The organism is Mycobacterium sp. VKM Ac-1816D (assembly GCF_000416385.1).
GTDB lineage: Bacteria > Actinomycetota > Actinomycetes > Mycobacteriales > Mycobacteriaceae > Mycobacterium > Mycobacterium neoaurum_A.
Map to the genome: position 1 here is coordinate 1 of NZ_AOHQ01000116.1, position 22,050 is coordinate 22,050.

At 67.2% G+C, this 22,050-nt stretch carries 21 protein-coding genes; 8 read left to right on the forward strand and 13 right to left on the reverse strand.

Features of this window, described 5'->3' with window-relative positions; all coding sequences use genetic code 11:
• Positions 1-101 precede the first annotated feature (101 nt).
• Both G154_RS04510 and G154_RS04515 read right to left on the reverse strand, forming a co-directional pair.
• Positions 102-1,145: an Rv2578c family radical SAM protein gene (locus tag G154_RS04510; protein WP_023985683.1), complete on the reverse strand. Its 1,044-nt coding sequence runs from the start codon at positions 1,143-1,145 to the stop codon at positions 102-104.
• Between the two features lie 48 nt (positions 1,146-1,193).
• The gene (locus tag G154_RS04515; RefSeq protein ID WP_023985682.1) at positions 1,194-1,637 is read right to left on the reverse strand and encodes a hypothetical protein; all 444 of its coding nucleotides are present in this window, start codon (positions 1,635-1,637) and stop codon (positions 1,194-1,196) included.
• Between the two features lie 208 nt (positions 1,638-1,845).
• Here G154_RS04515 and urtA point away from each other — a divergent pair, with 208 nt between their 5' ends.
• The 5 genes from urtA to urtE are packed head-to-tail and all read left to right on the forward strand — an operon-like array spanning position 1,846 to position 6,649.
• A complete protein-coding gene (urtA, locus tag G154_RS04520) occupies positions 1,846-3,108 on the forward strand; it encodes an urea ABC transporter substrate-binding protein (protein ID WP_023985681.1) in 1,263 nt (420 codons plus the stop codon).
• A 7-nt stretch (positions 3,109-3,115) separates the two neighbouring features.
• Positions 3,116-4,000 carry an urea ABC transporter permease subunit UrtB gene (gene urtB, locus G154_RS04525; RefSeq protein ID WP_019511293.1) on the forward strand — a complete coding sequence of 295 codons (885 nt, stop codon included), beginning with the start codon at positions 3,116-3,118 and terminating at the stop codon, positions 3,998-4,000.
• Positions 3,997-5,127: an urea ABC transporter permease subunit UrtC gene (gene urtC / locus G154_RS04530; RefSeq protein ID WP_023985680.1), complete on the forward strand. Its 1,131-nt coding sequence runs from the start codon at positions 3,997-3,999 to the stop codon at positions 5,125-5,127. The genes urtB and urtC overlap by 4 nt, the downstream gene beginning before the upstream one ends.
• Positions 5,124-5,957, forward strand: a complete 834-nt coding sequence (gene urtD, locus G154_RS04535) for an urea ABC transporter ATP-binding protein UrtD (protein WP_019511291.1) — start codon at positions 5,124-5,126, stop codon at positions 5,955-5,957. Before urtC ends, urtD begins: the two co-directional genes overlap by 4 nt.
• Positions 5,957-6,649, forward strand: a complete 693-nt coding sequence (urtE, locus tag G154_RS04540) for an urea ABC transporter ATP-binding subunit UrtE (RefSeq protein ID WP_019511290.1) — start codon at positions 5,957-5,959, stop codon at positions 6,647-6,649. Before urtD ends, urtE begins: the two co-directional genes overlap by 1 nt.
• A gap of 14 nt (positions 6,650-6,663) precedes the next feature.
• Here urtE and dtd read toward each other — a convergent pair whose 3' ends face one another.
• The 3 genes from dtd to G154_RS04555 form a co-directional block, all read right to left on the reverse strand.
• Positions 6,664-7,101, reverse strand: coding sequence for a D-aminoacyl-tRNA deacylase (gene dtd / locus G154_RS04545; protein WP_019511289.1), 438 nt, complete (start codon positions 7,099-7,101; stop codon positions 6,664-6,666).
• A gap of 138 nt (positions 7,102-7,239) precedes the next feature.
• A complete protein-coding gene (hisS, locus tag G154_RS04550) occupies positions 7,240-8,499 on the reverse strand; it encodes a histidine--tRNA ligase (protein WP_019511288.1) in 1,260 nt (419 codons plus the stop codon).
• On the reverse strand, positions 8,496-9,164 hold the full coding sequence (locus tag G154_RS04555; protein WP_019511287.1) for an MBL fold metallo-hydrolase: 669 nt from the start codon (positions 9,162-9,164) through the stop codon (positions 8,496-8,498). The genes hisS and G154_RS04555 overlap by 4 nt, the downstream gene beginning before the upstream one ends.
• A 120-nt stretch (positions 9,165-9,284) precedes the next feature.
• Here G154_RS04555 and G154_RS04560 point away from each other — a divergent pair, with 120 nt between their 5' ends.
• Positions 9,285-10,160: a peptidylprolyl isomerase gene (locus tag G154_RS04560; protein WP_019511286.1), complete on the forward strand. Its 876-nt coding sequence runs from the start codon at positions 9,285-9,287 to the stop codon at positions 10,158-10,160.
• Between the two features lie 28 nt (positions 10,161-10,188).
• A complete protein-coding gene (locus G154_RS04565) occupies positions 10,189-11,181 on the forward strand; it encodes a peptidylprolyl isomerase (RefSeq protein WP_019511285.1) in 993 nt (330 codons plus the stop codon).
• Between the two features lie 56 nt (positions 11,182-11,237).
• Here G154_RS04565 and G154_RS04570 read toward each other — a convergent pair whose 3' ends face one another.
• The 6 genes from G154_RS04570 to yajC all read right to left on the reverse strand — a co-directional run bounded on the left by G154_RS04570 (position 11,238) and on the right by yajC (position 19,338).
• Positions 11,238-13,547, reverse strand: a complete 2,310-nt coding sequence (locus tag G154_RS04570; protein ID WP_081649931.1) for a bifunctional (p)ppGpp synthetase/guanosine-3',5'-bis(diphosphate) 3'-pyrophosphohydrolase — start codon at positions 13,545-13,547, stop codon at positions 11,238-11,240.
• Between the two features lie 79 nt (positions 13,548-13,626).
• The gene (locus G154_RS04575; RefSeq protein ID WP_019511283.1) at positions 13,627-14,151 is read right to left on the reverse strand and encodes an adenine phosphoribosyltransferase; all 525 of its coding nucleotides are present in this window, start codon (positions 14,149-14,151) and stop codon (positions 13,627-13,629) included.
• Positions 14,152-14,182: 31 nt separating this feature from the next.
• Positions 14,183-15,823: an ABC transporter substrate-binding protein gene (locus G154_RS04580; RefSeq protein WP_019511282.1), complete on the reverse strand. Its 1,641-nt coding sequence runs from the start codon at positions 15,821-15,823 to the stop codon at positions 14,183-14,185.
• 38 nt (positions 15,824-15,861) lie between these two features.
• Positions 15,862-17,094 (reverse strand): protein translocase subunit SecF, encoded by a 1,233-nt coding sequence (gene secF / locus G154_RS04585; protein ID WP_019511281.1) that lies wholly within the window; start codon positions 17,092-17,094, stop codon positions 15,862-15,864.
• Between the two features lie 4 nt (positions 17,095-17,098).
• Positions 17,099-18,898: a protein translocase subunit SecD gene (gene secD / locus G154_RS04590; protein ID WP_019511280.1), complete on the reverse strand. Its 1,800-nt coding sequence runs from the start codon at positions 18,896-18,898 to the stop codon at positions 17,099-17,101.
• A gap of 80 nt (positions 18,899-18,978) precedes the next feature.
• Positions 18,979-19,338, reverse strand: a complete 360-nt coding sequence (gene yajC, locus G154_RS04595) for a preprotein translocase subunit YajC (protein WP_019511279.1) — start codon at positions 19,336-19,338, stop codon at positions 18,979-18,981.
• Between the two features lie 197 nt (positions 19,339-19,535).
• Here yajC and gabT point away from each other — a divergent pair, with 197 nt between their 5' ends.
• Positions 19,536-20,879 carry a 4-aminobutyrate--2-oxoglutarate transaminase gene (gene gabT, locus G154_RS04600; RefSeq protein WP_019511278.1) on the forward strand — a complete coding sequence of 448 codons (1,344 nt, stop codon included), beginning with the start codon at positions 19,536-19,538 and terminating at the stop codon, positions 20,877-20,879.
• Between the two features lie 19 nt (positions 20,880-20,898).
• Here the strand turns inward: gabT and G154_RS04605 are convergent, their stop codons facing one another.
• Together G154_RS04605 and G154_RS04610 are read right to left on the reverse strand one after the other, a co-directional pair.
• Positions 20,899-21,606, reverse strand: a complete 708-nt coding sequence (locus G154_RS04605; RefSeq protein WP_023985679.1) for a hypothetical protein — start codon at positions 21,604-21,606, stop codon at positions 20,899-20,901.
• Positions 21,607-21,660: 54 nt separating this feature from the next.
• Positions 21,661-22,047, reverse strand: coding sequence for a DUF1304 domain-containing protein (locus G154_RS04610; RefSeq protein ID WP_019511276.1), 387 nt, complete (start codon positions 22,045-22,047; stop codon positions 21,661-21,663).
• Positions 22,048-22,050 lie beyond the last annotated feature (3 nt).

The following is a 22,050-nucleotide window of genomic DNA, read 5'->3' on the forward strand; positions in this document are numbered from 1 at the left end:
CACTGCACTGCAAATCAACCCTCAACAGCACAAAGACGCCCACTAAAACACTAGGAGCGCCACATGTGTGCGATTCTACCGGCGCACACCGACATTTCTTCTCAGAACAGGGTGGGGTGCGCCGGTGCCGCGACTTCGGAGGAAACGGCACCGGCGCCGGCTGGCGTCGCCGGTGCCGACATCGCGACACCAGCCGATCGCCTGGTCAGTCCATACCTGGCCAGCAGCGGAGCGGCCCTGATACGGAGTTCGTTGCGGTACTCGGCAGGCAGGTACGCACCACGCCGGTAGAGCCGCTGGTATTCGGGAACGTGCTGAGGGTGGGTGCACTGCAACCACGACATGAACCAGCCGCGCGTCGCGCCGCGCAGGTGCAGGCCGAACACCGTGGCGCCGGTCGCGCCTGCATCGGCGATCCGGCGCAGCAGGGCGTCGAGATGCTCGACGGAATCGGTCAGCCGCGGCAGCACAGGGGCCACCATGACATGGCAGTCCAACCCGGCATCGCGGACCGCGGAGATCAACGCCAACCGGGCTTGCGGCGACGGCGTTCCGGGTTCGATCGACCGCTGCAGGTCCGGATCACCGATCGCCAACGAGATCGATACCCGCGCGCCGGCCCCGTCATGGGCCGCCTCGGCGATGAGCGGCAGATCGCGGCGCAGCAGGGTGCCCTTGGTCAGGATCGAGAACGGCGTGCCGGATTCGGCGAGCGCGGCCAGGATGCCCGGCATCAACCGATAGCGACCCTCCGCACGCTGGTACGGATCGGTGTTGGTGCCGAGCGCCACCGCCTCCCGGGTCCACGATCTGCGCCGGAGTTCCCGGGCGAGCACCTCGGCCACATTGGTCTTGACGACGATCTCGGTGTCGAAATCCGCACCGGGGTCGAAGTCGAGATACTCGTGGGTGGTCCTGGCGAAGCAGTAGCGGCACGCGTGCGCACACCCGCGGTAGCCGTTGACGGTGTACCGAAAAGGCAGCATGGCCGCATCGGGCACCTTGTTGAGCGCCGATTTGCACAGGATCTCGTGGAAGGTGATCCCGTCGAACTCCGGGGTCCGCACGCTGCGCACGAAACCGAGACGAGCCAGACCCGGCAACGCGCCGTCGTCGACCCGCACCCCCTGCCCGTCCCATCGCATGATCCTATCGAACAATTGTTCGATAGGATTTGTCAAGCGGTCAGCGAACTACCACTGACTGCCCTGGCAGATGGGGCTGTAGGGGTTGTCCGCAGCCGCGATGACCTGGTCACCCGCCACGATGTCGCAGTGCGCGTTCGGCGCGCCGACGCTGCCCTTGGTGGTGCTGCTGACCTGCAGGATCGCCCACTGCGGGTCGGCGAGCGTGGTCTCGAAGACCCACGGGGCCCCCGGCCCGACGGTGATCGTCTCGCGCTTGGCGTATGCGTAGGCGTCGGCGTTGTAGGCACCCATGTTGGGCGGCTGAGCCGTCAGATAGAACACCTGGAACTGATAGGGCGCGCCCGAGGTCAGGGTGTACCGCACCAGCTGGCCCTCCGGCTCGGCATGGGCGGCCGCAGGCCCGAAGGCCAGTGCGGCACCCGCCAGCAGGGCGGCCGCGCCCGCTGCTGCACCGACGTTTGCCCCGATCTTGCTCGTAGCTTTTCGCATGACCAACACATCGCCGGACGCTACCGGATCGTTACACCGGTCGCCCAGACGCCGCGAAGAGCGAGAAAACAGGGCGTGAGCAAGAGGTTAATTTGTTCGTCACAAACAGAAATTTCACAGAAACCTCGCGCCCATAACGTGCCGATTCGACACCCACACGGGTCCGAAAGTTCCGCTCATACAGCCGAACTCGAACGAAAGGCCGTTGATGGCACACCTCCGACCGACGTCGAAGAGATCATTTCTGTTAGCGGGAAGCGTCGTGGTCACCGCCTCGATGCTGCTCTCTGCCTGCGGCAGCAAGGCCACCGACGAGGGCGGCAGCGCCGCCGCATCCTGTGTGGACACCTCCGGTGACACCATCAAGGTCGGCTCGCTGAACTCGCTGTCGGGAACCATGGCGATCTCCGAGGTCACCGTGCGTGATTCCATCAAACTGGCCGTCGACGAGATCAATGCCGGCGGCGGTGTTCTCGGAAAGCAGATCCAACTGGTGGGCGAGGACGGCGCCTCGGAGCCGACCGTATTCGCCGAGAAGGCGCAGAAGCTGATCAACAGCGACTGCGTGGCGGCCGTCTTCGGTGGCTGGACGTCCTCGAGCCGCAAGGCCATGCTGCCGGTGTTCGAAGACAACAACTCCCTGCTCTACTACCCGGTCCAGTACGAGGGCCTGGAGTCCTCCCCCAACATCTTCTACACCGGAGCGACCACCAACCAGCAGATCGTCCCGGCGCTGGACTATCTGAAGGAAAAGGGCACCAAGTCGCTGTACCTGGTCGGCAGCGACTACGTCTTCCCGCAGACCGCCAACCGCATCATCAAGGCCTACGCCGCGGCCAACGGGATCGAGATCAAGGGCGAGGATTACACGCCGCTGGGCTCGACGGACTTCTCGACGATCATCAACAAGGTCCGCACCGCGGATGCCGACGCGGTGTTCAACACCCTCAACGGCGATTCCAACGTCGCCTTCTTCCGTGAGTACAAGAACGTCGGGCTGACCCCGCAGGCGATGCCGGTGGTCTCGGTGTCCATCGCCGAGGAAGAGGTCGGCGGTATCGGCGTACAGAACGTCACCGACCAGCTGACGGCGTGGAACTACTACCAGACCATCGACACCCCGGTGAACGACGCGTTCGTCGCTGCGTACAAGAAGGCCTACGGCGCGAACAAGCCCACCTCCGATCCGATGGAGGCCGCCTACGTCTCGGTGCACCTGTGGAAGAACACCGTCGAGAAGGCAGGGTCGTTCGACGTCAAGGCAATTCAGGACAACGCCGGTGGCGTGAGCTTCGACGCCCCCGAGGGCAAGGTCACCATCGACGGTGAGAACAACCACATCACCAAGACCGCCCGCATCGGCGAGATCAAGCCCGACGGTCTGATCTACACCGTGTGGGAGTCGCCCGCACCCATCGAACCGGACCCGTACCTGAAGTCCTACCCGTGGGCCGCCGGCCTGTCCGGGTAAGAACAGCATGGATGTCCTCATCGGACAGCTGGCAACGGGATTGAGCCTCGGCTCGATCCTGTTGCTGGCTGCACTCGGCCTGTCCCTCACGTTCGGTCAGATGGGTGTCATCAACATGGCGCATGGCGAATTCATCATGGCCGGCTGCTACACCACCTTCGTCGTCCAGCAGATCATCTCCAATGCCGGTGTCTCGCTGATCATCTCGCTGATCGTGGGCTTCGTGATCGGCGGATTGTTCGGTGTACTGCTGGAGGTCACCCTGATCCAGCGGATGTACCACCGACCGTTGGACACCCTGCTGGTCACCTTCGGCGTGGGACTCGTCCTGCAGCAGTTGGCCCGTGACATCTTCGGTGCGCCGGCGGTCAACGTCATCGCCCCGTCCTGGTTGTCTGGCGGGTTCGAGATCTTCGGTGCCGTCGTGCCCAAGACCCGCATCTTCATCCTGGTGTTGGCCGTCGCCTGCGTCACCGCGCTGGCCGTCGCGCTCAAGGCCAGCCCGATGGGCCGGCGGATCAGGGCGGTGGTGCAGAACCGCGATCTCGCAGAGACCAGCGGCATCTCGTCGCGCAAGACCGACATCACGACCTTCTTCATCGGGTCGGGTCTGGCCGGCGTCGCAGGTGTGGCGCTGACGCTGATCGGCTCCACCAGCCCGACGATCGGTCAGGCCTATCTGATCGACGCCTTCCTGGTGGTAGTGGTCGGTGGTCTGGGCCAGATCAAGGGCACGGTGATCGCCGCGTTCGGCATCGGCTTCCTGAACTCGGTGATCGAGTACAACACCACGGCATCGCTGGCCAAGGTGATCCTGTTCGTCATCATCGTGATCTTCCTGCAGGCCCGCCCGCAGGGCCTGTTCACCGTCCGGACAAGGAGTTTGGTGTGAGAACAATCCTTGGACGCTGGCAGACATGGGCCGGGTTCGGTGTGGCGGCGGTACTGCTGTTCGGCGTGGCTCCCGCGGCGCTGTCGACCTTCCGGCTCGGCCTGCTCGGCCAGTTCCTGTGCTACGCCATCGTGGCGGTCGGTATCGGGCTGGCCTGGGGCCGCGGCGGCATGCTGGTGCTCGGGCAGGGGGTGTTCTTCGGTATCGGCGGCTACATCATGGGGATGCACCTCAAGATCGCCGACGCCGAGTTCGCGGGCAACAGCGTGCCGGACTTCATGCAGATCCAGGGCGTCCGTGAGCTGCCCGGCTTCTGGGCTCCGTTCGCCTCTCCCCTGGTGACGCTGGTGTCGATCGTGCTGATCCCGACCGCCATCGCGGCTGTGCTCGGTCTGGGCGTGTTCAAGCGCCGCGTCAAGGGCGCCTATTTCGCGATCCTGTCCCAGGCGCTGGCGGCTGCGTTGGCCATCCTGCTCGTCGGCCAGATGAGCCTCGGTGGATCCAACGGGCTCAACGGGTTCCGCACATTCTTCGGGTTCCGCCTTGCCGATCCGGCCAACAAGCAGATGCTGTACTTCATCGCTGCGGGCACCCTGCTGGTGGTCGTCGCCGTGGTACGGCAGTTGATGCAGAGCCGCTACGGCGAACTGCTGGTGGCGGTGCGCGACGGCGAGGAGCGGGTCCGGTTCCTGGGCTACGATCCGGCGAACATCAAGGTCGTCGCTTACACGACCGCCGCGTTGTTCGCCAGCATCGCCGGAGCGCTGTTCGCGCCCATCGTGGGCTTCATCAGCCCGTCGCAGGTGGGCATCCTGCCCTCGATCGCCTTCCTGATCGGGGTGGCCATCGGCGGGCGGACGACACTGTTGGGACCGGTGCTCGGCGCCATCGGTGTGGCGTGGGCACAGACCCTGTTCTCCGAGCAGTACCCCTCGGGGTGGATCTACGGGCAGGGCCTGCTGTTCATCCTGGTCGTCGGGTTCTTCCCGGCGGGTCTGGCCGGACTGGCGGTGTTCCTGCGCCGCAAGAACAAGGGCACCCCCGGTGACGGCGACGCGCCGGACCCGGTGTCGGTGCCCGACCCTGATCCCGAACCGGAATCCGAGAAGGCCGGAGCCAGCACATGAGCGTCACCGTGACCGACAACCATCCGGAGCCCACCGCAGGCGGTAACGTCGGCATGGGTACCCAGTACCTCGAAGTACGCGGACTGACAGTCGATTTCGACGGCTTCAAGGCCGTCAGCGATGTCGACCTGACCCTGTTCCAGGGTGACCTGAGGTTCCTGATCGGCCCCAACGGTGCGGGCAAGACCACCGTGATCGATGCGATCACCGGTCTGGTGCCGGCCACCGGGTCGGTCAGCAAGTCCGGGGTGGAACTGCTGGGCAAGAAGGTCCACCAGATCGCCCGTAATGGCGTGGGCCGCACCTTCCAGACCGCGACGGTCTTCGAGCAGCTGACCGTGCTGCAGAACCTGGATATCGCCGCGGGAGCGGGCCGCTCGGCATGGACGCTGCTGCGCCGTCGTGCGGGTGTCCTACCCGCCATCGAAGAGGCCCTGGAAACAACGGGATTGACCGCGTTGGCGGACAAGCCGGCCGGGGTGCTCGCACACGGCCAGAAGCAGTGGTTGGAGATCGGCATGCTGCTGGTGCAGAACGCCGAGGTGCTGTTGCTCGACGAGCCCGTGGCCGGGATGAGCCACGAGGAACGCGAGGAGACCGGAAACCTGCTGCGGCGCATCGGCGGTGAGCGCACCGTCGTCGTGGTCGAGCACGATATGGACTTCATGCGGGCGTTCGCCACCTCGGTGACCGTGCTGGCCCGCGGTCAGGTGATCGCCGAGGGTTCGGTCGCCGAGGTTCAGGCCAACCCCAAGGTGCAGGAGGTCTATCTGGGCACCGCGGCGGCGGGCACCGAGGGCGTGCCCGACGAACTGAAAGAGGAATCCTGATGCTCGAACTCGTCGACGTCCGCTCCGGTTACGGCCGCTCGGAGGTCATCCACGGGGTGTCCCTGGAGGTGCCCTCCGATGGCGTGGCCGCCGTGATGGGGCACAACGGCGCGGGCAAGACGACCCTGTTGCGGGCCGCGGTCGGGTTGCTCAAATGCAGTGCCGGCACGGTGCGGTTCGGGGGTGAGGACATCACCAAACTGCGTCCGAGCGCCCGCGTCGCGCGCGGTATCGCCTATGTGCCCCAAGGCCAGCAATCCTTCGGCCAGCTGACCACCGCCGAGAATCTGCAGGTGGTCGCCGACGGCCGTAAGAACGGCAAGGCGCTCATCGACGAACAGTTGGACCTGTTCCCGGCATTGAAGGAATTGTTGGGTCGGCGGGCCGGGTTGCTCTCCGGTGGTCAACGCCAGCAGCTGGCGATCGCCCGCGCCCTCATCACCACACCGAAATGCCTCATCCTCGACGAGCCCACCGAAGGCATCCAGCCCTCGGTGGTGCACGAGATCGAGCAGGCCATCACCGCGCTGACCCAGCGGGGCGATCTCGGGGTGCTGCTGGTCGAACAGCACATCGGCTTCGCGCTGGAATCCGCACAGCGCTATTACATCCTGGAGTCGGGCCGGGTCACCTCAAACGGCGTTGGTGGGTCGTCCTCGGAGGCCGAGGTGCGCGCGGCGATGGCCATCTGACGTTCGCCGACCGATCACGCATCGAGCTCCAGCAGCACCGTCACCGGGCCGTCGTTGACCAGCTCGACCTGCATATCGGCGCCGAACACCCCCGTGCCGACCTGCGCGCCCAGCTCGCGCAGCGCGGCGGTGAAGGCGTCGATCAGCGGTTCGGCCACCGGACGCGGGGCGGCCGCGTTCCAGGACGGCCGCCTGCCCTTGACGGTGTTGGCGTACAGGGTGAACTGGCTGACCACCAGGATCGGCGCATCGACATCGGCCGCTGCCGCCTCGTCATCGAGAATGCGTAGCCGCCAAAGCTTTTCGGCCATTTTCGCAGCCAACGCCACATCATCGGTGTGGGTGATGCCCACCAGTGCGAGCAGGCCCTGACCGGAGGGCTTGATCTCCCCCACCGTCGCACCGTCGACGGTCACCCGCGCCGACTTCACCCGTTGCACCAGAACTCGCATCCCCCGACCTTAGAGTGTGCCCATGATGGGCATCATCGCCGAGCACGGCGGGCTGGTGCGGGTTCGGCCGGTGAGCGTGCGCCGACTCGTCGTTGACCACGGCGTGTCTTGGTGCAGACACGCACGCTCGCCGGGAAGTCAGCCCAGCCGGGAGAGCACCTCGGCCACGACGGCGTCGACGGGGATATCGGTCTGCTCACCGTTGGACAGGTCCTTCACCCCGACCGTGCCCGCCTCGATGTCACGGTCGCCCGCCACCAGCGCCAGGCGTGCACCGGAGCGGTCGGCGCCCTTCATCGACGCCTTCAGGCTGCGATCCCCGTAGGCCAGATCCACCCGGATACCGTTGGCGCGCAGCGCCGCCGCCAGCTTCGCGAGCTCCAGCTTGGCCGCTTCGCCCAGGGGCACACCGAACACATCCACCCTGTTCGTCGCGCCGACCGTCCTGCCTTCGGCGCGCAATGCCAACAGCGTGCGGTCCACACCCAGGCCGAACCCGATGCCGGAAAGATCCTGCCCGCCGAGCTGACTCATCAGGCCGTCATAGCGGCCGCCGCCGCCGATACCGGACTGCGCGCCCAGCCCGTCGTGCACGAACTCGAACGTGGTCTTGGTGTAGTAGTCCAGGCCGCGCACCATCCGCGGATTGACCACGTAGGGCACACCGAGTGCGTCCAGGTGAGCCAGCACGGTCTCGAAATGCACCTTGGCCGCATCGGAGAGGTGATCGAGCATAACCGGGGCGTCGGCGGTCATCTCCCGCACATGCGGTCGCTTGTCGTCGAGCACCCGCAGCGGGTTCAGCCGGGCGCGCTGGCGGGTCTCCTCGTCGAGGTCGAGCGCAAACAGGAAGTCCTGCAGCAACTCCCGGTACTGCGGGCGGCAGGTGTCATCACCGAGGGAGGTGATCTCCAGCCGGAAACCGTCGAGACCCAGTGCGCGGAATCCGGCGTCGGCGACGGCGATCACCTCGGCGTCCAGCGCCGGATCGTCGATACCGATGGCCTCCACACCGACCTGCTGCAGCTGGCGGTAGCGGCCGGCCTGCGGACGCTCGTACCGGAAGAACGGCCCCGAGTAGCAGAGTTTCACCGGCAGCGCCCCGCGGTCCAGACCGTGCTCGATGACGGCCCGCATGACCCCGGCGGTGCCCTCCGGCCGCAGCGTCACCGACCGGTCACCGCGATCGGCGAAGGTGTACATCTCCTTGCTCACCACATCGGTGGACTCGCCGACGCCGCGCGCGAACAGCGCGGTCTCTTCGAAGATCGGCAACTCGATATCGCCGTAGCCGGCCCGCCGGGCCGCCCCGAGCAGGCCGTCACGCACGGCGACGAACGCCGCCGAATCGGGCGGGAAGTAGTCGGGCACACCCTTGGGGGCGCGGAAATCAGTCACAGAACCAGGCCTTCGAGAAATGGGTTGGTGCGGCGTTCGATGCCGATCGTGGACCTCGGGCCGTGGCCCGGGAGTATCACGGTGTCGTCGTCGAGCACCATCAGTTTGGTCATGATCGAATCGATCAGGGAATTGCCGCTGCCACCGGGCAGGTCGGTACGCCCCACCGAACCCTGGAACAGGGTGTCACCGGTGAACACCTGACCCTGGGTTCGAAAACACACCGACCCGCGGGTGTGGCCGGGCGTGTGGTCGACGCTCACCCGGATGCCGCCGAGGTCCAACACCTGACCGTCGGTGCGCAGTTCGACGAGCTGGCGTGGCTCGGAGAACACCGCGCCCAGCGTCAGCCGGCCCAGCGTCCCCCACAGCCCGCCGCTGGTCAGGCCCTGTACCGGGTCGGTGAGCATCGCCCGGTCGGCGGGATGGATGTACACCGGGCAGCCGTACCGGTCGGCCACCTTCTGCGCCGACCACATGTGGTCGATGTGGCCGTGGGTCAGCAGTACCGCGGCCGGCGTGAGCCGGTGCTCGTCGAGGATGCGCTGCAGCCGCGCCGACGCCGACTGTCCGGGGTCGACGATGACGGCGTCGGCGCCCGCGTGCGCTGCGAACACATAGCAGTTGCACGCCAGCACCCCCGTCGGAAATCCGGTGATCAGCACCCGGTCAGTTTCCCATGTCCACTCGGCGGACCGGTATTCGCGCGGGTCGCACGGCCGACACTCAGAAACGCCTGGCACACTCGTTGCCGACGTGTTCGGCGAATGAGGAGGACAGCGGCGGTGCCGACCAACGAACAGCGAAGGGCAGCGGCCAAGCGCAAGCTCGAGCGGCAGCTGGAGCGACGGGCCGCACAGGCCAAGCGGCAGCGACTGCTCACCATCGTCGCCTCGGCGGTGGGTGCGGTCGTCGTCATCGGCGCTGTGGTGGCCACGGTTGTGATCACCACCAAGGATTCCGACACGACGGCCTCGGCGTCCACCACCACGACGGTCGACCCCAACGCCCCGCAGCCCGCCGCCGACGGCAAGCTGCCCGCGTTCGTCGCGCCGGCCGGACTCGGCCAGAACTGCCAGTACCCGGCGGCCGGGAAGGCCAGCAAACCGGTCAACCCGCCGCGGACCGGCGCCATCCCGATGGATGAGGCCGAGGTCAGCGTCAGCATGTCGACCGATCAGGGCAATATCGGTCTGGAGCTGAACAACGCGCAGGCGCCCTGCACCACCAACAGCTTCGCCAGCCTGGCCCAGCAGGGCTACTTCAACGACACCCCGTGTCACCGGCTGACCACCAGCGACAGCCTGTCGGTTCTGCAGTGCGGCGACCCGACCGGCCAGGGCACCGGCGGGCCGGGCTATCAGTTCGCCAACGAGTACCCGACCAACCAGTACCAGCCCGACAACCCGGCGCTGCAGCAGCCCGTGCTGTACCCGCGCGGCACGCTGGCCATGGCCAATGCCGGTGCGGGCACCAACGGCAGCCAGTTCTTCCTGGTGTACAAGGACTCCCAGCTGCCGCCGGGCTACACCGTGTTCGGCACCATCGACGAGACCGGACTGGCCACCCTGGACAAGATCGCCGCGGGCGGCGTCGCCGGTGGCGGACAGGACGGGGAGCCCGCGACCAAGGTGATGGTCAAGTCCATCGCGGTCGACTGAGCGACCGACCGAGCTGTCGTCCGACCCGATGAGCGTCCCGCCGCCGTACGGCTACCCGCCACCGCCGTACGGCTATCCGCCGGAGCAGTACGGGTATCCGCCGCAGCGGCGGCCCACCAACTCACTGGCGGTGGCCGCGCTGATCTGCGGGATCCTGGTCGCTCCGCTAGGCATCGTGTTCGGGCACATCTCGCTGTACCAGATCAAACGCAGCGGTGACGAAGGCCGCGGGATGGCCATCGCCGGACTGGTGCTCGGCTACCTGCTGACCGCCTTCGGCGTGCTCGTGCTGATCGTGGCCATCGTGGCCACCCGCGCGGTCATCGAGGACATCCGGCACTACAACCCGTCCGCGCCGGGATACTCGGCCACCCCCGGTGTCGTCGAACCGCTGCCGGAGTTCAAGGCGCCGGCGACGCTCGGTTCGAACTGCCAGTACCTGCCGACCCCGGAAAAGGCGGCCAAGCCGGTGGATCCGCCACTGATGGGCCGGGTCCCCACGACACCGGCGACGATCGAGGCCGAGATCAGCACCGACCGCGGCTATATCGGCCTGCAGCTCGACAACGGCCAGGCGCCCTGCACGGTGAACAATTTCGCCAGCCTGTCGGCGCAGGGTTTCTTCGACGACACCACCTGTCATCGGTTGACCACCAGCGACACGCTCGGGGTGTTGCAGTGCGGCGATCCCACGGGCAGCGGTGACGGCGGACCGGGCTATCAGTTCCCCAACGAATACCCGACCAACCAGTTCCGGCTGACCGACCCCGCCATCCGCGCCCCCATGCTGTACCCGCGCGGCACGCTGGCCATGGCCAATGCCGGGGCGGGCACCAACGGCAGCCAGTTCTTCCTGGTGTACAAGGACTCTCAGCTGCCGCCCACGTACACGGTGTTCGGCACCATCGACCCCAGCGGGCTCAAGGTGCTCGACGAGATCGCGTCGGACGGGGTCGCCGGCGGTGGTGACGACGGCGAGCCCGCGACCACGGTGACCATCGAAGCGGTCGTGGTGCAGTAACGGCTCACGCCGCGCAAGCCGGACTGCGGCTCACGCCGCGCAAGCCGGACTGCGGCTCACGCCGCGGAAGTCACCCGGTACACGTCGTAGACACCCTCGACATTGCGCACGACGTTGAGCACATGACCCAGGTGTTTGGGATCGCCCATCTCGAAGGTGAACCGGCTGATCGCGACCCGGTCGTTGGAGGTCGTCACCGACGCCGACAGGATGTTGACCTTCTCATCGGCGAGCACGCGGGTGACATCGGAGAGCAACCGGTGCCGGTCCAGCGCCTCGACCTGGATAGCGACCAGGAACACCGAGGACGGCGAGGGGGCCCACTGCACCTCGATGATGCGTTCGGACTGCTCCTGCAGTGATTCGGCATTGGTGCAGTCGGTGCGGTGCACGCTGACCCCGCCGCCACGGGTGACGAAGCCCATGATGACATCGCCGGGGACCGGGGTGCAGCACTTGGCCAGCTTGGTCAACACCCCGACCGCGCCGGGCACCGACACCCCGACGTCATCGCTGGTGCGGTGCCGCACCGGCATGGTGGCCGGCGTCGACCGCTCGGCGATCTCGTCCTCGGCCTCTTCGTCGCCGCCGAACTGGGCAAGCAGGCGCTGCACGACGTGCCGAGCCGAGGTGTGGCCCTCGCCGACCGCGGTGTAGAGCGCGGAGACATCGGCGTAGTGCAGTTCGCGGGCCAGGTTAGTCATGGAGTCCGCACTCATCAACCGCTGCAACGGGAGTCCACCGCGGCGGACCTCACGGACGATCGCATCCTTGCCCGCTTCGAGCGCCTCCTCGCGGCGCTCCTTGGCGAACCACTGACGGATCTTCGCCTTCGCCCGCGGCGAAACGACGAAGGTCTGCCAGTCCCGCGACGGTCCGGCGTTGGCGGCTTTGGAGGTGAAAACCTCGACCTGGTCGCCATTTTCGAGCTTGCGCTCCAGCGCGACGAGACGATGGTTGACCCGTGCCCCGATGCAGCGGTGACCGACCTCGGTGTGCACGGCGTAGGCGAAGTCCACCGGTGTCGACCCGGTCGGCAGGGTGATGACGTCACCCTTCGGGGTGAAGACGAAGATCTCCTGCACCGCAAGGTCGTAACGCAACGATTCGAGGAACTCACCGGGGTCGGCGGCTTCCCGTTGCCAATCGAGAAGCTGTCGCATCCACGCCATCTCGTCGATCTCGGCGGCGGTGTGCCCACCGGGAACACCGTTGCGCCCCTTGGCTTCCTTGTATCGCCAGTGCGCCGCGATGCCGAACTCGGCGGTGTCGTGCATGTCGTTGGTGCGGATCTGCACCTCCAGCGGCTTGCCCTCCGGGCCGATGACGGTGGTATGCAGCGACTGGTACACCCCGTACCGCGGCTGGGCGATGTAATCCTTGAACCGGCCCGCCATCGGCTGCCACAGCGAGTGCACCACACCGACGGCGGCATAACAGTCGCGCATGTCGTCACACAGGATGCGGACGCCGACCAGGTCGTGGATATCGTCGAAGTCACGGCCCTTGACAATCATCTTCTGATAGATCGACCAGTAGTGCTTGGGCCTGCCCTCGACAGTGGCGCTGATCTTCATGGCCGCCAGCGACGAACCGATCTCGGCGCGCACCCTGGCCAGGTAGGTGTCCCGCGACGGCGCACGGTCGGCGACCAGTCGGACGATCTCCTCGTACCGCTTGGGGTGCAGGATCGCGAACGACAGGTCTTCCAGCTCCCATTTGACGGTCGCCATACCCAGCCGATGTGCCAGCGGGGCAATGACTTCCAGCGTCTCGCGAGCCTTGCGGGCCTGCTTCTCCGGCGGCAGGAATCGCATGGTGCGCATGTTGTGCAGCCGGTCGGCGACCTTGATCACCAGCACGCGGGGGTCGCGGGCCATGGCGATGATCATCTTGCGGATGGTCTCGCCCTCGGCGGCGGTGCCGAGCGCGACCTTGTCGAGTTTGGTCACCCCGTCGACGAGGTGACCGACCTCGCTGCCGAAGTCGTTGGTGAGCTCGTCGAGGGAGTACCCGGTGTCCTCCACGGTGTCGTGCAGGAGTGCGGCCACCAGTGTGGTGGTGTCCATGCCCAGTTCGGCGAGGATGTTCGCCACGGCCAGCGGATGGGTGATGTAGGGATCACCGGAGCGACGCATCTGGTCGGCGTGGCGCTGTTCGGCGACATCGTAGGCGCGCTGCAGGATGGCCAGATCAGCCTTCGGGTGGAACTGCCGGTGCACCGCCACCAGCGGTTCGAGCACGGGGTTGACGGGGCTGCGCTGGGCGGTCATCCGCCGGGCGAGCCGGGCCCGCACGCGGCGCGAGGCGCTGATCTTGGCGGTGTCCGCGGCGGCGGCCTCGGCCGACGGCGGCGTCTGGACCACCTGCCCGGTGCCGCTCGCAACGTTGTCTTCGCCGGCCACGTTCACCTCCTCGCCATCGTCAAGACTTCGAGGATATCTCTCAGCCCGTGATGAGACTGGTGACCGGTAGTGGTTGGATCGCGGCGCGCCCGTTGAGAGCCACCAGCTCCAGCACCACGGCCGCACCGATCACCCGGGCCCCGGCCTGTTCCAGCACCTGGGCTGCCGCGGCCAGTGTGCCGCCGGTGGCCAGCACATCATCGATCACCAGAACGTTGCGACCGGCCAGTTCGATACCGTCGGCCGGGATCTCCAGGGTCGCCGACCCGTACTCCAGGTCGTAGGACACGGTGTGCACCGGTGGCGGTAACTTGCCACCCTTGCGCACGGCGAGCACCCCGGTACCGCGGCGCAGCGCCACCGCCGCGCCGAGCAAGAAGCCGCGGGCGTCGACGCCGGCGATCAGGTCGGCTCCCTCGGCGGCCTCGGCCAGCGCATCGGTCAGCACCACCAGGCCCTGCGGATCGGCGAGCACCGGGGTGAGGTCCTTGAACTGCACGCCCGGGCTCGGGAAGTCGTCCACCTCGCGGGTCAGCCGGCTGATCAGTGCCGCAGTATCACTCACGACAGTGCCAGATTCACGACAGTGTCCGAACTCACGACAGTGTCCATCGGTCCATGTTCCATCCTGCTCCCCAGCGGGTCGGGTTGCTGCTGACGGCACCCACCGATTTGGCGGTCAGCAGGGTGCGCTGCTGACGGTACAGCGGAAGGGTCGGCACGTCCGCCCAGAGGATGGGGCCGCTCTCCCCCAACAGCCGAGACTGCTCCTTGGGATCGGCAGTCACCACCAGCGCGTCGATGATGCCGTCGATGCGCTCGTTGCTGTACCCGGAGAGGTTGTTGCCGTTGCCGGTGTGCAGGTCGTAGGCATCCAGCGAGCTCGAGCCGGTGGAACCGCTGCCCACGGCGCCGCCGGTGCTGCCGATGAGGACGTCGACGGAATTGTCGAGCAGGCTCTGCGGGCCGACGCCGGCGCCCGCCGCATCGGTGACGGTGATCCCCGCCGGTCCGCACGCCTGCGCGATAGCACCCACCGTGGCGGCCAGCCGCGGGTTCGGGCTCTGGTATCCGATGCGCACGGTCAGCGGTTGATTGTTCAGCGCCACCCGGGCGCCCTCGATATCGGGGGCCACGAACTGCCCTGCCGCGACGGCACTCTCGGCGGCCGAAAGGGCGTCCTCGGCGGTCGGGTTCAGACGCGCATTGGCAACCGGCACCTGCGCGTTGCGGGCGATGTTCTCCCGCGGGGTACACAACGCCAGAGCCCGCCGGTTCGGGGGTGCGGCCATCAGGCCCTGCGCGGAGAAGATCAGCTGCTCGATTCCCGCCGACGGGGTGTCGGTGCGGGTGTAACCGGCGGGCAGGTTGATGATGCCCGACGATCCGGCCGCGATGTCGACGATGTCGAAGGTGCCGTCGTTGATCCGGTCCTGGATATCGGCCCCGCGCGGCCACACCGTCACCCGCGGGGTCACCGGCTTCGCGCCCCACCACTTGTCGTTGGCCGTCAGCACCACCGCGCCCTGATCGGTGATGGACTCCACCTTGTAGGGCCCGGAGGAGGGCAACAGCTTGATGTCGGTGTCGGGACCGAGATTCCAGCTGGCGTTCCACGCGGCGGCGATGCGGTCGACCGCCGGGAGATCCTGGTTCTGGATGGCGCGGGTGACCCCGGCCTCCCCCAGTCCGAGCTGATCGCCGAGCACATGGGCGGGCAGCAGCGCGGTCGCGCCGAACAGCGAACCGTAATCGACGATTCCACGGTCCGGATTGAACGTCACCCGGGCTTTCTTCTGTCCGGGCACGCAGTCGACGGTCGCGATATCGCGGTACCCCGCGGTGCTGGCCGCGTTGAACAACGGGAATCGCCCGGACTGCGCGGCCCAGGTCAGCACCATGTCGTCACAGGTGATCGGCTTGCCGTCGGAGTACACGGCGGCCGAGTTGATCTCGTAGTCCAGGATCAGCGGTGCGCGGCCGACCACGGCGACGGTGCCGTAGTCCCGGTCGCTGACCGTCTGCCCGTCGGGACCGCGATAGGTGAATCCGGTGAGCACGCGGGCGAACGCCTGCGGGCCGCCGGAGGCGGCACCGCTGACGGTGTTGGTGTTGTAGCTGGTCAGCGTGCCGTCGACGGCGTAGTCGATGACACCGTCGGAGCCTGCCGAACAGCCCGCCACGACCAGCCCCGCCGTCAGGGCCAGGGCGGTAGCTGCGCGGCGGGTGCCTCGCACGCTCGGCACTATCAGTCGGGTGCCTCGCACGCTCGGCACTATGGCCGCCGTTTGCCCGACGGTCGGTTGGGCCGCAGCGGTTTGGCACCGGGCGCGGGCTTGTCCGGTGCCGGACCGGCCGGGGTGCTGACCTCGACGGCGTCGGCGGTCAGATCCTGGGCCGCATCGTCATCGTCGAGCTCGGTGGCCCCTTCGGACTTCGCGGCCACCGCCGCGCGGCGGCGCATGACCTTGCGGGTGTGGTTACGCACCACATCGGTGCGCTCACGCAGGGTCACCAGCAGCGGCGTGGCGAAGTAGATCGACGAATAGGTACCGACGAGCACGCCGACAAGCTGCACCAGCGCCAGGTCCTGCAGGGTGCCCACACCAAGCAGCCAGACGGCGATGACCATCAGCGCGATGATCGGCAGTGCCGAGATCAGACTGGTGTTGATCGACCGCATGAAGGTCTGGTTGACCGCCAGGTTGGCCTGTTCGGCGAACGTTCGGCGGGTGGTGTGCTCGAAGCCCTCAGTGTTCTCCTCGACCTTGTCGAACACGATGACGGTGTCATAGATCGAGAAGCCGAGGATGGTGAGCAGACCGATCACCGTGGCCGGGGTGACCTCGAAGCCCACCAGCGCGTACACGCCCGCGGTGACGATGAGGTCGAAGAACATGGCCGCCAGAGCCGCCATGGCCATATACCGCTCGTACCGCACGGTGATGTAGATCGACACCAGGACCAGGAACACCACCAGCGCGATCAGCGCCTTCTGGGTGATCTGGCCACCCCAGGTCGACGAGACGGCCGAGTCGCTGATGGCCTGGATGCTGGGCTGACCGTCGGTGCCCTTGGGTGCGAACGCATCGAACAGCGCCGTACGCACCTTCTCGGTGTCTTCGTTGCTCAGCGTCTCGGTGCGGATCTGCACGGTGGCCGACGGTCCGCTGCCGACGATGACGACGGTCTCGGGGGCGCTGCCCATGGCGTCACCGAACACGGTCTCGACCTGTTCGGTGGTCGCCTGCCCCTTGGCTCCGTCGACCGGCATGGAGATCTTGGTGCCACCCTCGAAGTCGATACCGAAGGCGAACCCGCGGATCAGCATGGCCAGGATCGATATCCCGACGATCACACCGCTGACGGCGTACCACAGCTTGCGCTTACCGATGACCTCGAAGGCGCCGGTACCGGTGTAGAGGCGCACGAAGAAGCCGTGCTGCTGAGCCGATCCGGTGCCCGCCTCGGTCCCGAGGGTCTCCGGAGAAGAATTCTTGGCCGACATCTGACTAACCCCGTCCTGTCGTGGGCGCGGCACGCCGTTCGCGGGCGATCTGCTGGACGGCACCGAGACCGTTGAACGCCGGTTTGGCCAGCGTCGTGGACTTCGATGACAGGTACACCAGCGGCCAGGTCACCAGGAACACCACCAGCACGTCGAGGATGGTGGTCAGCCCGAGGGTGAACGCGAAACCCTTCACCTGACCGACGGCCAGGATGTAGAGCACCGCCGCGGCCAGGAAGGTCACCGCGTTGCCGGAAAGAATCGTCTTGCGGGCACGGGCCCAGCCGCGCGGTACGGCCGATCGGAACGAACGGCCCTCCCGGATCTCGTCCTTGATGCGCTCGAAGAACACCACGAACGAGTCGGCGGTCGTGCCTATACCGATGATCAGACCGGCGATACCGGCCAGATCAAGGGTGTAGTTGATCCATCTGCCGAGCAGCACCAACAGGGCGTAGACCATGGCCCCGGCAAGGATCAGCGACAGCGCGGTCAACAGGCCGAGCACCCGGTAGTACAGCAGCGAGTACAGCAGCACCAGCGCCAGGCCGACGGCACCGGCAATGAGACCGGCCTTCAGCGAGGTCAAACCCAGTGTCGCCGAGACAGTTTCGGCCTCCGACGATTCGAACGACAGGGGTAGCGAGCCGTACTTGAGGACGTTGGCCAGTTCGCGGGCCGAGGAATCGGTGAACTGCCCGGTGATCTGGGTGCGTCCGCCGGGGATCGCTTCCTGGATCTCGGGGGCGCTGACGACCTGCGAGTCGAGCGTGAAGGCCGTCTGGGTCCCGACGTTGGCCGCGGTGAAATCGGCCCAGATCTTCGAACCGCCGCTCTTGAACTCGACGTCGACGACGTAATCGCCGCGCTGCTGGTCCAAGCCGGATCCGGCGGTCTGGATCTCCTCGCCGCTCATGATCGACTTGTCCAGCAGGAAGACGGTCTTGTGATCGGTCGAGCAGGTGACCAGCGGCAGGTTCGGGTCGTCGTTACCGGCCAGCACGTCGTCCTCGTTGCACCGGGTGGCCTGGAACTGCAGTGCCAACAACTGGATGCTCTGGTCGGTGCTCTGGCGCAACTGCTTCTCGTCGGCGATGCGCTGGGCCAGCGAGGCGTCTTCGTTCGGCGCGCCGGGCGCCTGCGACGCCGGCGCACCGGGAGCCGGTGCGGGTGACGGCGTCGGTGTGGGCGACGGAGACGGCGAGGGTGCCGGTTCCAGCGGGTAGGGCCGCGGCTGAGCGGCCGGCGGCGCGGCGGGGGCGCCCGGCTGACCGGGTGTCCGAACGGGTGCCTCGGGCTCGGCCGGTGCGATCAGCGGGGGCATACCGCCGGGGTCCATTCCGGGCGGTATGCCGGGGATCTGACCACCCGGCGGCAGCCCCGGGGGCGCACCCTCGGCGGGCGGCTGGTCACTGGCCGGCTGGGCGGGCATCGCGTGGATGACCGGCCGGATGTAGAGGCGGGCGGTCTGGCCGAGGCTGCGGGCCTCGGTTCCGTCGTTGCCGGGGACCGTGATGACCAGGTTGTCACCGTCGATCACGACCTCGGAGCCGGAGACGCCGAGACCGTCGACGCGCGAGCTGATGATCTCCTGCGCCTGGATCAGGGCGTCGCGGGTGGGCCGCGAGCCGTCGGGGGTACGGGCGGTGAGTGTGACGCGGGTGCCACCCTGCAGGTCGATACCCAGCTTGGGCTCGGGATTCTTATCGCCGGTCAGAAAGACCAGCAGATACACACCGACGAGGAGTGCCAGGAAGAGCGACAGATAGCGGGCAGGGTGGACCGGCGCCGAAGACGATGCCACGGTTCTTGGGTCTCCTCGAAACGATTAAGGACGGCGTTGACAGGGACTGCGCTACCGGGAGGGTACGCGGTGAGCCTGGCTCAGTTGCTGTCAGTCTTGGGTGTCGGGCGGTCGGTGAGTTCGACGGCGCCCGATTGGCTCTCGAACGTCTCGTCATCGTCGGCGGCGTCATCGTCGTCGTCGAGGTCTTCGATGCGATCGCGGATGGCCAGCTTCATCCAGGTGGTCACCACACCGGGGGCGATCTCCAGGTCGACGTAGTCGTCGGTGATTCCGACGATGGTGCCCTTCAGACCCGAGGTGGTGTGCACCCGGTCACCGACGGTCAGCGACTCGTGCAGATCGATCGTGGCCTGCATGGCCTTCTTCTGGCGGCGCGACGCGAAGAACATGAAGGCGCCCAGAATGATGAAGAGGGGCAGGAATACGACGAGATCCATGGAGCTGCTGTCCTTCGCAGTTGTCAGCGGGTACGGCACACCAGTGTGCCACTATCGGCTCCCCCGATTTGCCGGTCACCCGGGCAACCCGGCCCCGACCGACGGAAACCGTGACACAATGGCGTGGAACCGACGCGATTCGAAGATGGACCGCGCTTGAGTTGCTGTTTTCACCCGTAACGCCACAGGAGTCAGCCGTGCCTGCCGTCGAACAGAGCCGCCATCTCGCCACCGCCATCCCCGGCCCGAAGTCCTCGGCGCTGATCGAGCGCAAGAATTCCGCGGTCGCCCGCGGTGTCGGCACGACGATGCCCGTCTACGCCGCACGTGCCGCCGGCGGCATCCTGGAGGACATCGACGGCAACCGGCTGATCGACCTCGGTTCGGGCATTGCCGTCACCACCATCGGCAACGCCGCGCCGCGGGTGGTCGACGCGGTGACCGCGCAGGTCGATCTGTTCACCCACACCTGCTTCATGGTGACGCCCTACGAGGGTTACGTCGCCGTGGCCGAACACCTCAACCGGCTCACCCCCGGCAGCGGGGACAAGCGTTCGGCGCTGTTCAACACCGGATCCGAGGCGGTCGAGAACGCGATCAAGATCGCCCGCTCCTACACCCGCAAGCAGGCCGTGGTGTCCTTCGACCACGCCTATCACGGCCGCACCAACCTCACGATGGCGCTGACCGCCAAATCGATGCCCTACAAGAGTGGTTTCGGCCCGTTCGCCCCGGAGATCTACCGGGCTCCGCTGTCGTATCCCTTCCGCGACGCGGAGTTCGGCAAGGAGTTGGCAGAGGACGGCGAACTGGCGGCCAAGCGCGCCATCACCGTCATCGACAAGCAGATCGGCGCCGACAACCTGGCCGCCGTCATCATCGAGCCCATCCAGGGCGAGGGCGGATTCATCGTCCCCGCACCGGGATTCCTGCCCGCACTGCTCGCCTGGTGCCGGGACAACAATGTGGTGTTCATCGCCGACGAGGTGCAGACCGGGTTCGCGCGGACCGGGGCGATGTTCGCCTGTGAGCACGAGGGCATCGAACCCGACCTGATCGTCACCGCGAAGGGCATCGCCGACGGGCTGCCCCTCTCGGCGGTCACCGGGCGCGCCGAGATCATGGATGCCCCGCACGTGTCCGGGCTCGGCGGCACCTACGGCGGCAATCCGATCGCCTGCGCCGCGGCGTTGGCGACCATCGAGACCATCGAGACCGACGGCCTGGTGGCCCGCGCCGGTGCCATCGAACGGCTCATGAAGGACCGGCTGCACCGGATGCAGGCCGACGACGACCGGATCGGCGATGTGCGTGGCCGCGGTGCGATGATCGCCGTGGAACTGGTCAAGTCCGGTGGCACCGAACCCGATGCAGATCTGACCAAGGCGCTGTGCGCGGCCGCTCACGCCAAGGGTGTCATCGTGTTGTCCTGCGGTACCTACGGCAACGTGTTGCGTTTCCTGCCGCCGCTGGCGATCAGCGACGACCTGCTGAACGAGGCCCTCGAGATCCTGGCCGAGGCGCTGGCCGCACTTCGCTGACCAGTCTTGGGCCGCCCGCTCAGTGCGCCACCGGTGTCTTCTTCGACGACCCGAACAGGCGGTCCTTGAGGCCCCTGCGCCGGGTCGGCACGGTCGTGTGGTCCGGTTCGGTCGCCACGATGGGACCGGTCGCGGTCGGGGTCTGCGCCGACGTCTGGTGCAGCGGGATGGCCCTGGTGTGGTCGTCGTGGTCGACGTCGTCCCTGGTGACCGTGTCGTCCATGCGCTCATCGTCACGCAGCCGGACATCGCGCACGCTGCGCACCGACACGCGGCCGATGGCGGCGGCGGCCAGGAACACGATCAGCGCGCCGAGACCGGAGAAGTAGGCCAGCTCCAGTGCCACGCTCTTGGCCTCGGTCACCGCGACGGGGCTGCCCGGCGTGCCGAGACCCAGCGGCGCGGCCAGCACCCGACCCACCACGAACCAGACGCCCGCGGCGACGCCGAGCCAGCCACCCAGCATGGCGGTGGCGCGGTTGCGCGAGACCAGCAGCAACAGGCCACCGATGACGGCCACCACTCCGGGAAGTAGCTGTAACCAGCCCCGGCCCATGGTCCACGCCCACGGCGTATCGGGTGTGTAGGCGAACTCGAAGTACGGCCCCACGAACGGGATGAGGGCGCCCCACAACCCCAGGGCGATCAACAGGACTCCGCTGAGTGCGCCGCGGCTGCGCGCGATGTGCAATCTGCTGCCGCGGGGGGAAACGTGTGTACCGGTCATGGGTGGCCTCCTCTGCCGAACGCTGTTTACCCAGCTCGGAGCCCGCGAAAACCGCTAGCCGACGAGGTGTATCACCAGCAGCACGACGGCGATCAGCGGGAACAGACCCTGGCTGATGGCGGCGCGCGCCTTGTCCGGCGAGGAGATCAGCAGCACCAGCGCCGCGGCCAGCATCGAGCCGACCCCGGCGAGGATCAACGCCGCCCCGATACCGCTGTGCCCCATTGCGACTGCGGCGATCCCGATCGCGGACACGATGGCCAGGAACAGGTTGTAGAAGCCCTGGTTGAAGGCGAGCTCCTTGGTGGCGGCCGCCTCATCGGCGCTCATCCCGAACGTCGCGCGGGTGCGCGGCGAGGTCCAGGTCACCGATTCCATGACGAAGATGTAGACGTGCAGCAGCGCGGCGATGCCGGCGATGATCAGAGCGGCGACAAGCATGCC

Bases quoted from the DNA above. Each gene is read 5' to 3' on its own strand.
- G154_RS04510 (WP_023985683.1), bottom strand. From the start codon at position 1,145: ATGCGATGGGACGGGCAGGGGGTGCGGGTCGACGACGGCGCGTTGCCG.
- G154_RS04515 (WP_023985682.1), bottom strand. From the start codon at position 1,637: ATGCGAAAAGCTACGAGCAAGATCGGGGCAAACGTCGGTGCAGCAGCG.
- urtA (WP_023985681.1), top strand. From the start codon at position 1,846: ATGGCACACCTCCGACCGACGTCGAAGAGATCATTTCTGTTAGCGGGA.
- urtB (WP_019511293.1), top strand. From the start codon at position 3,116: ATGGATGTCCTCATCGGACAGCTGGCAACGGGATTGAGCCTCGGCTCG.
- urtD (WP_019511291.1), top strand. From the start codon at position 5,124: ATGAGCGTCACCGTGACCGACAACCATCCGGAGCCCACCGCAGGCGGT.
- urtE (WP_019511290.1), top strand. From the start codon at position 5,957: ATGCTCGAACTCGTCGACGTCCGCTCCGGTTACGGCCGCTCGGAGGTC.
- dtd (WP_019511289.1), bottom strand. From the start codon at position 7,101: ATGCGAGTTCTGGTGCAACGGGTGAAGTCGGCGCGGGTGACCGTCGAC.
- G154_RS04565 (WP_019511285.1), top strand. From the start codon at position 10,189: ATGAGCGTCCCGCCGCCGTACGGCTACCCGCCACCGCCGTACGGCTAT.
- secF (WP_019511281.1), bottom strand. From the start codon at position 17,094: ATGTCGGCCAAGAATTCTTCTCCGGAGACCCTCGGGACCGAGGCGGGC.
- yajC (WP_019511279.1), bottom strand. From the start codon at position 19,338: ATGGATCTCGTCGTATTCCTGCCCCTCTTCATCATTCTGGGCGCCTTC.
- G154_RS04605 (WP_023985679.1), bottom strand. From the start codon at position 21,606: ATGACCGGTACACACGTTTCCCCCCGCGGCAGCAGATTGCACATCGCG.
- G154_RS04610 (WP_019511276.1), bottom strand. From the start codon at position 22,047: ATGCTTGTCGCCGCTCTGATCATCGCCGGCATCGCCGCGCTGCTGCAC.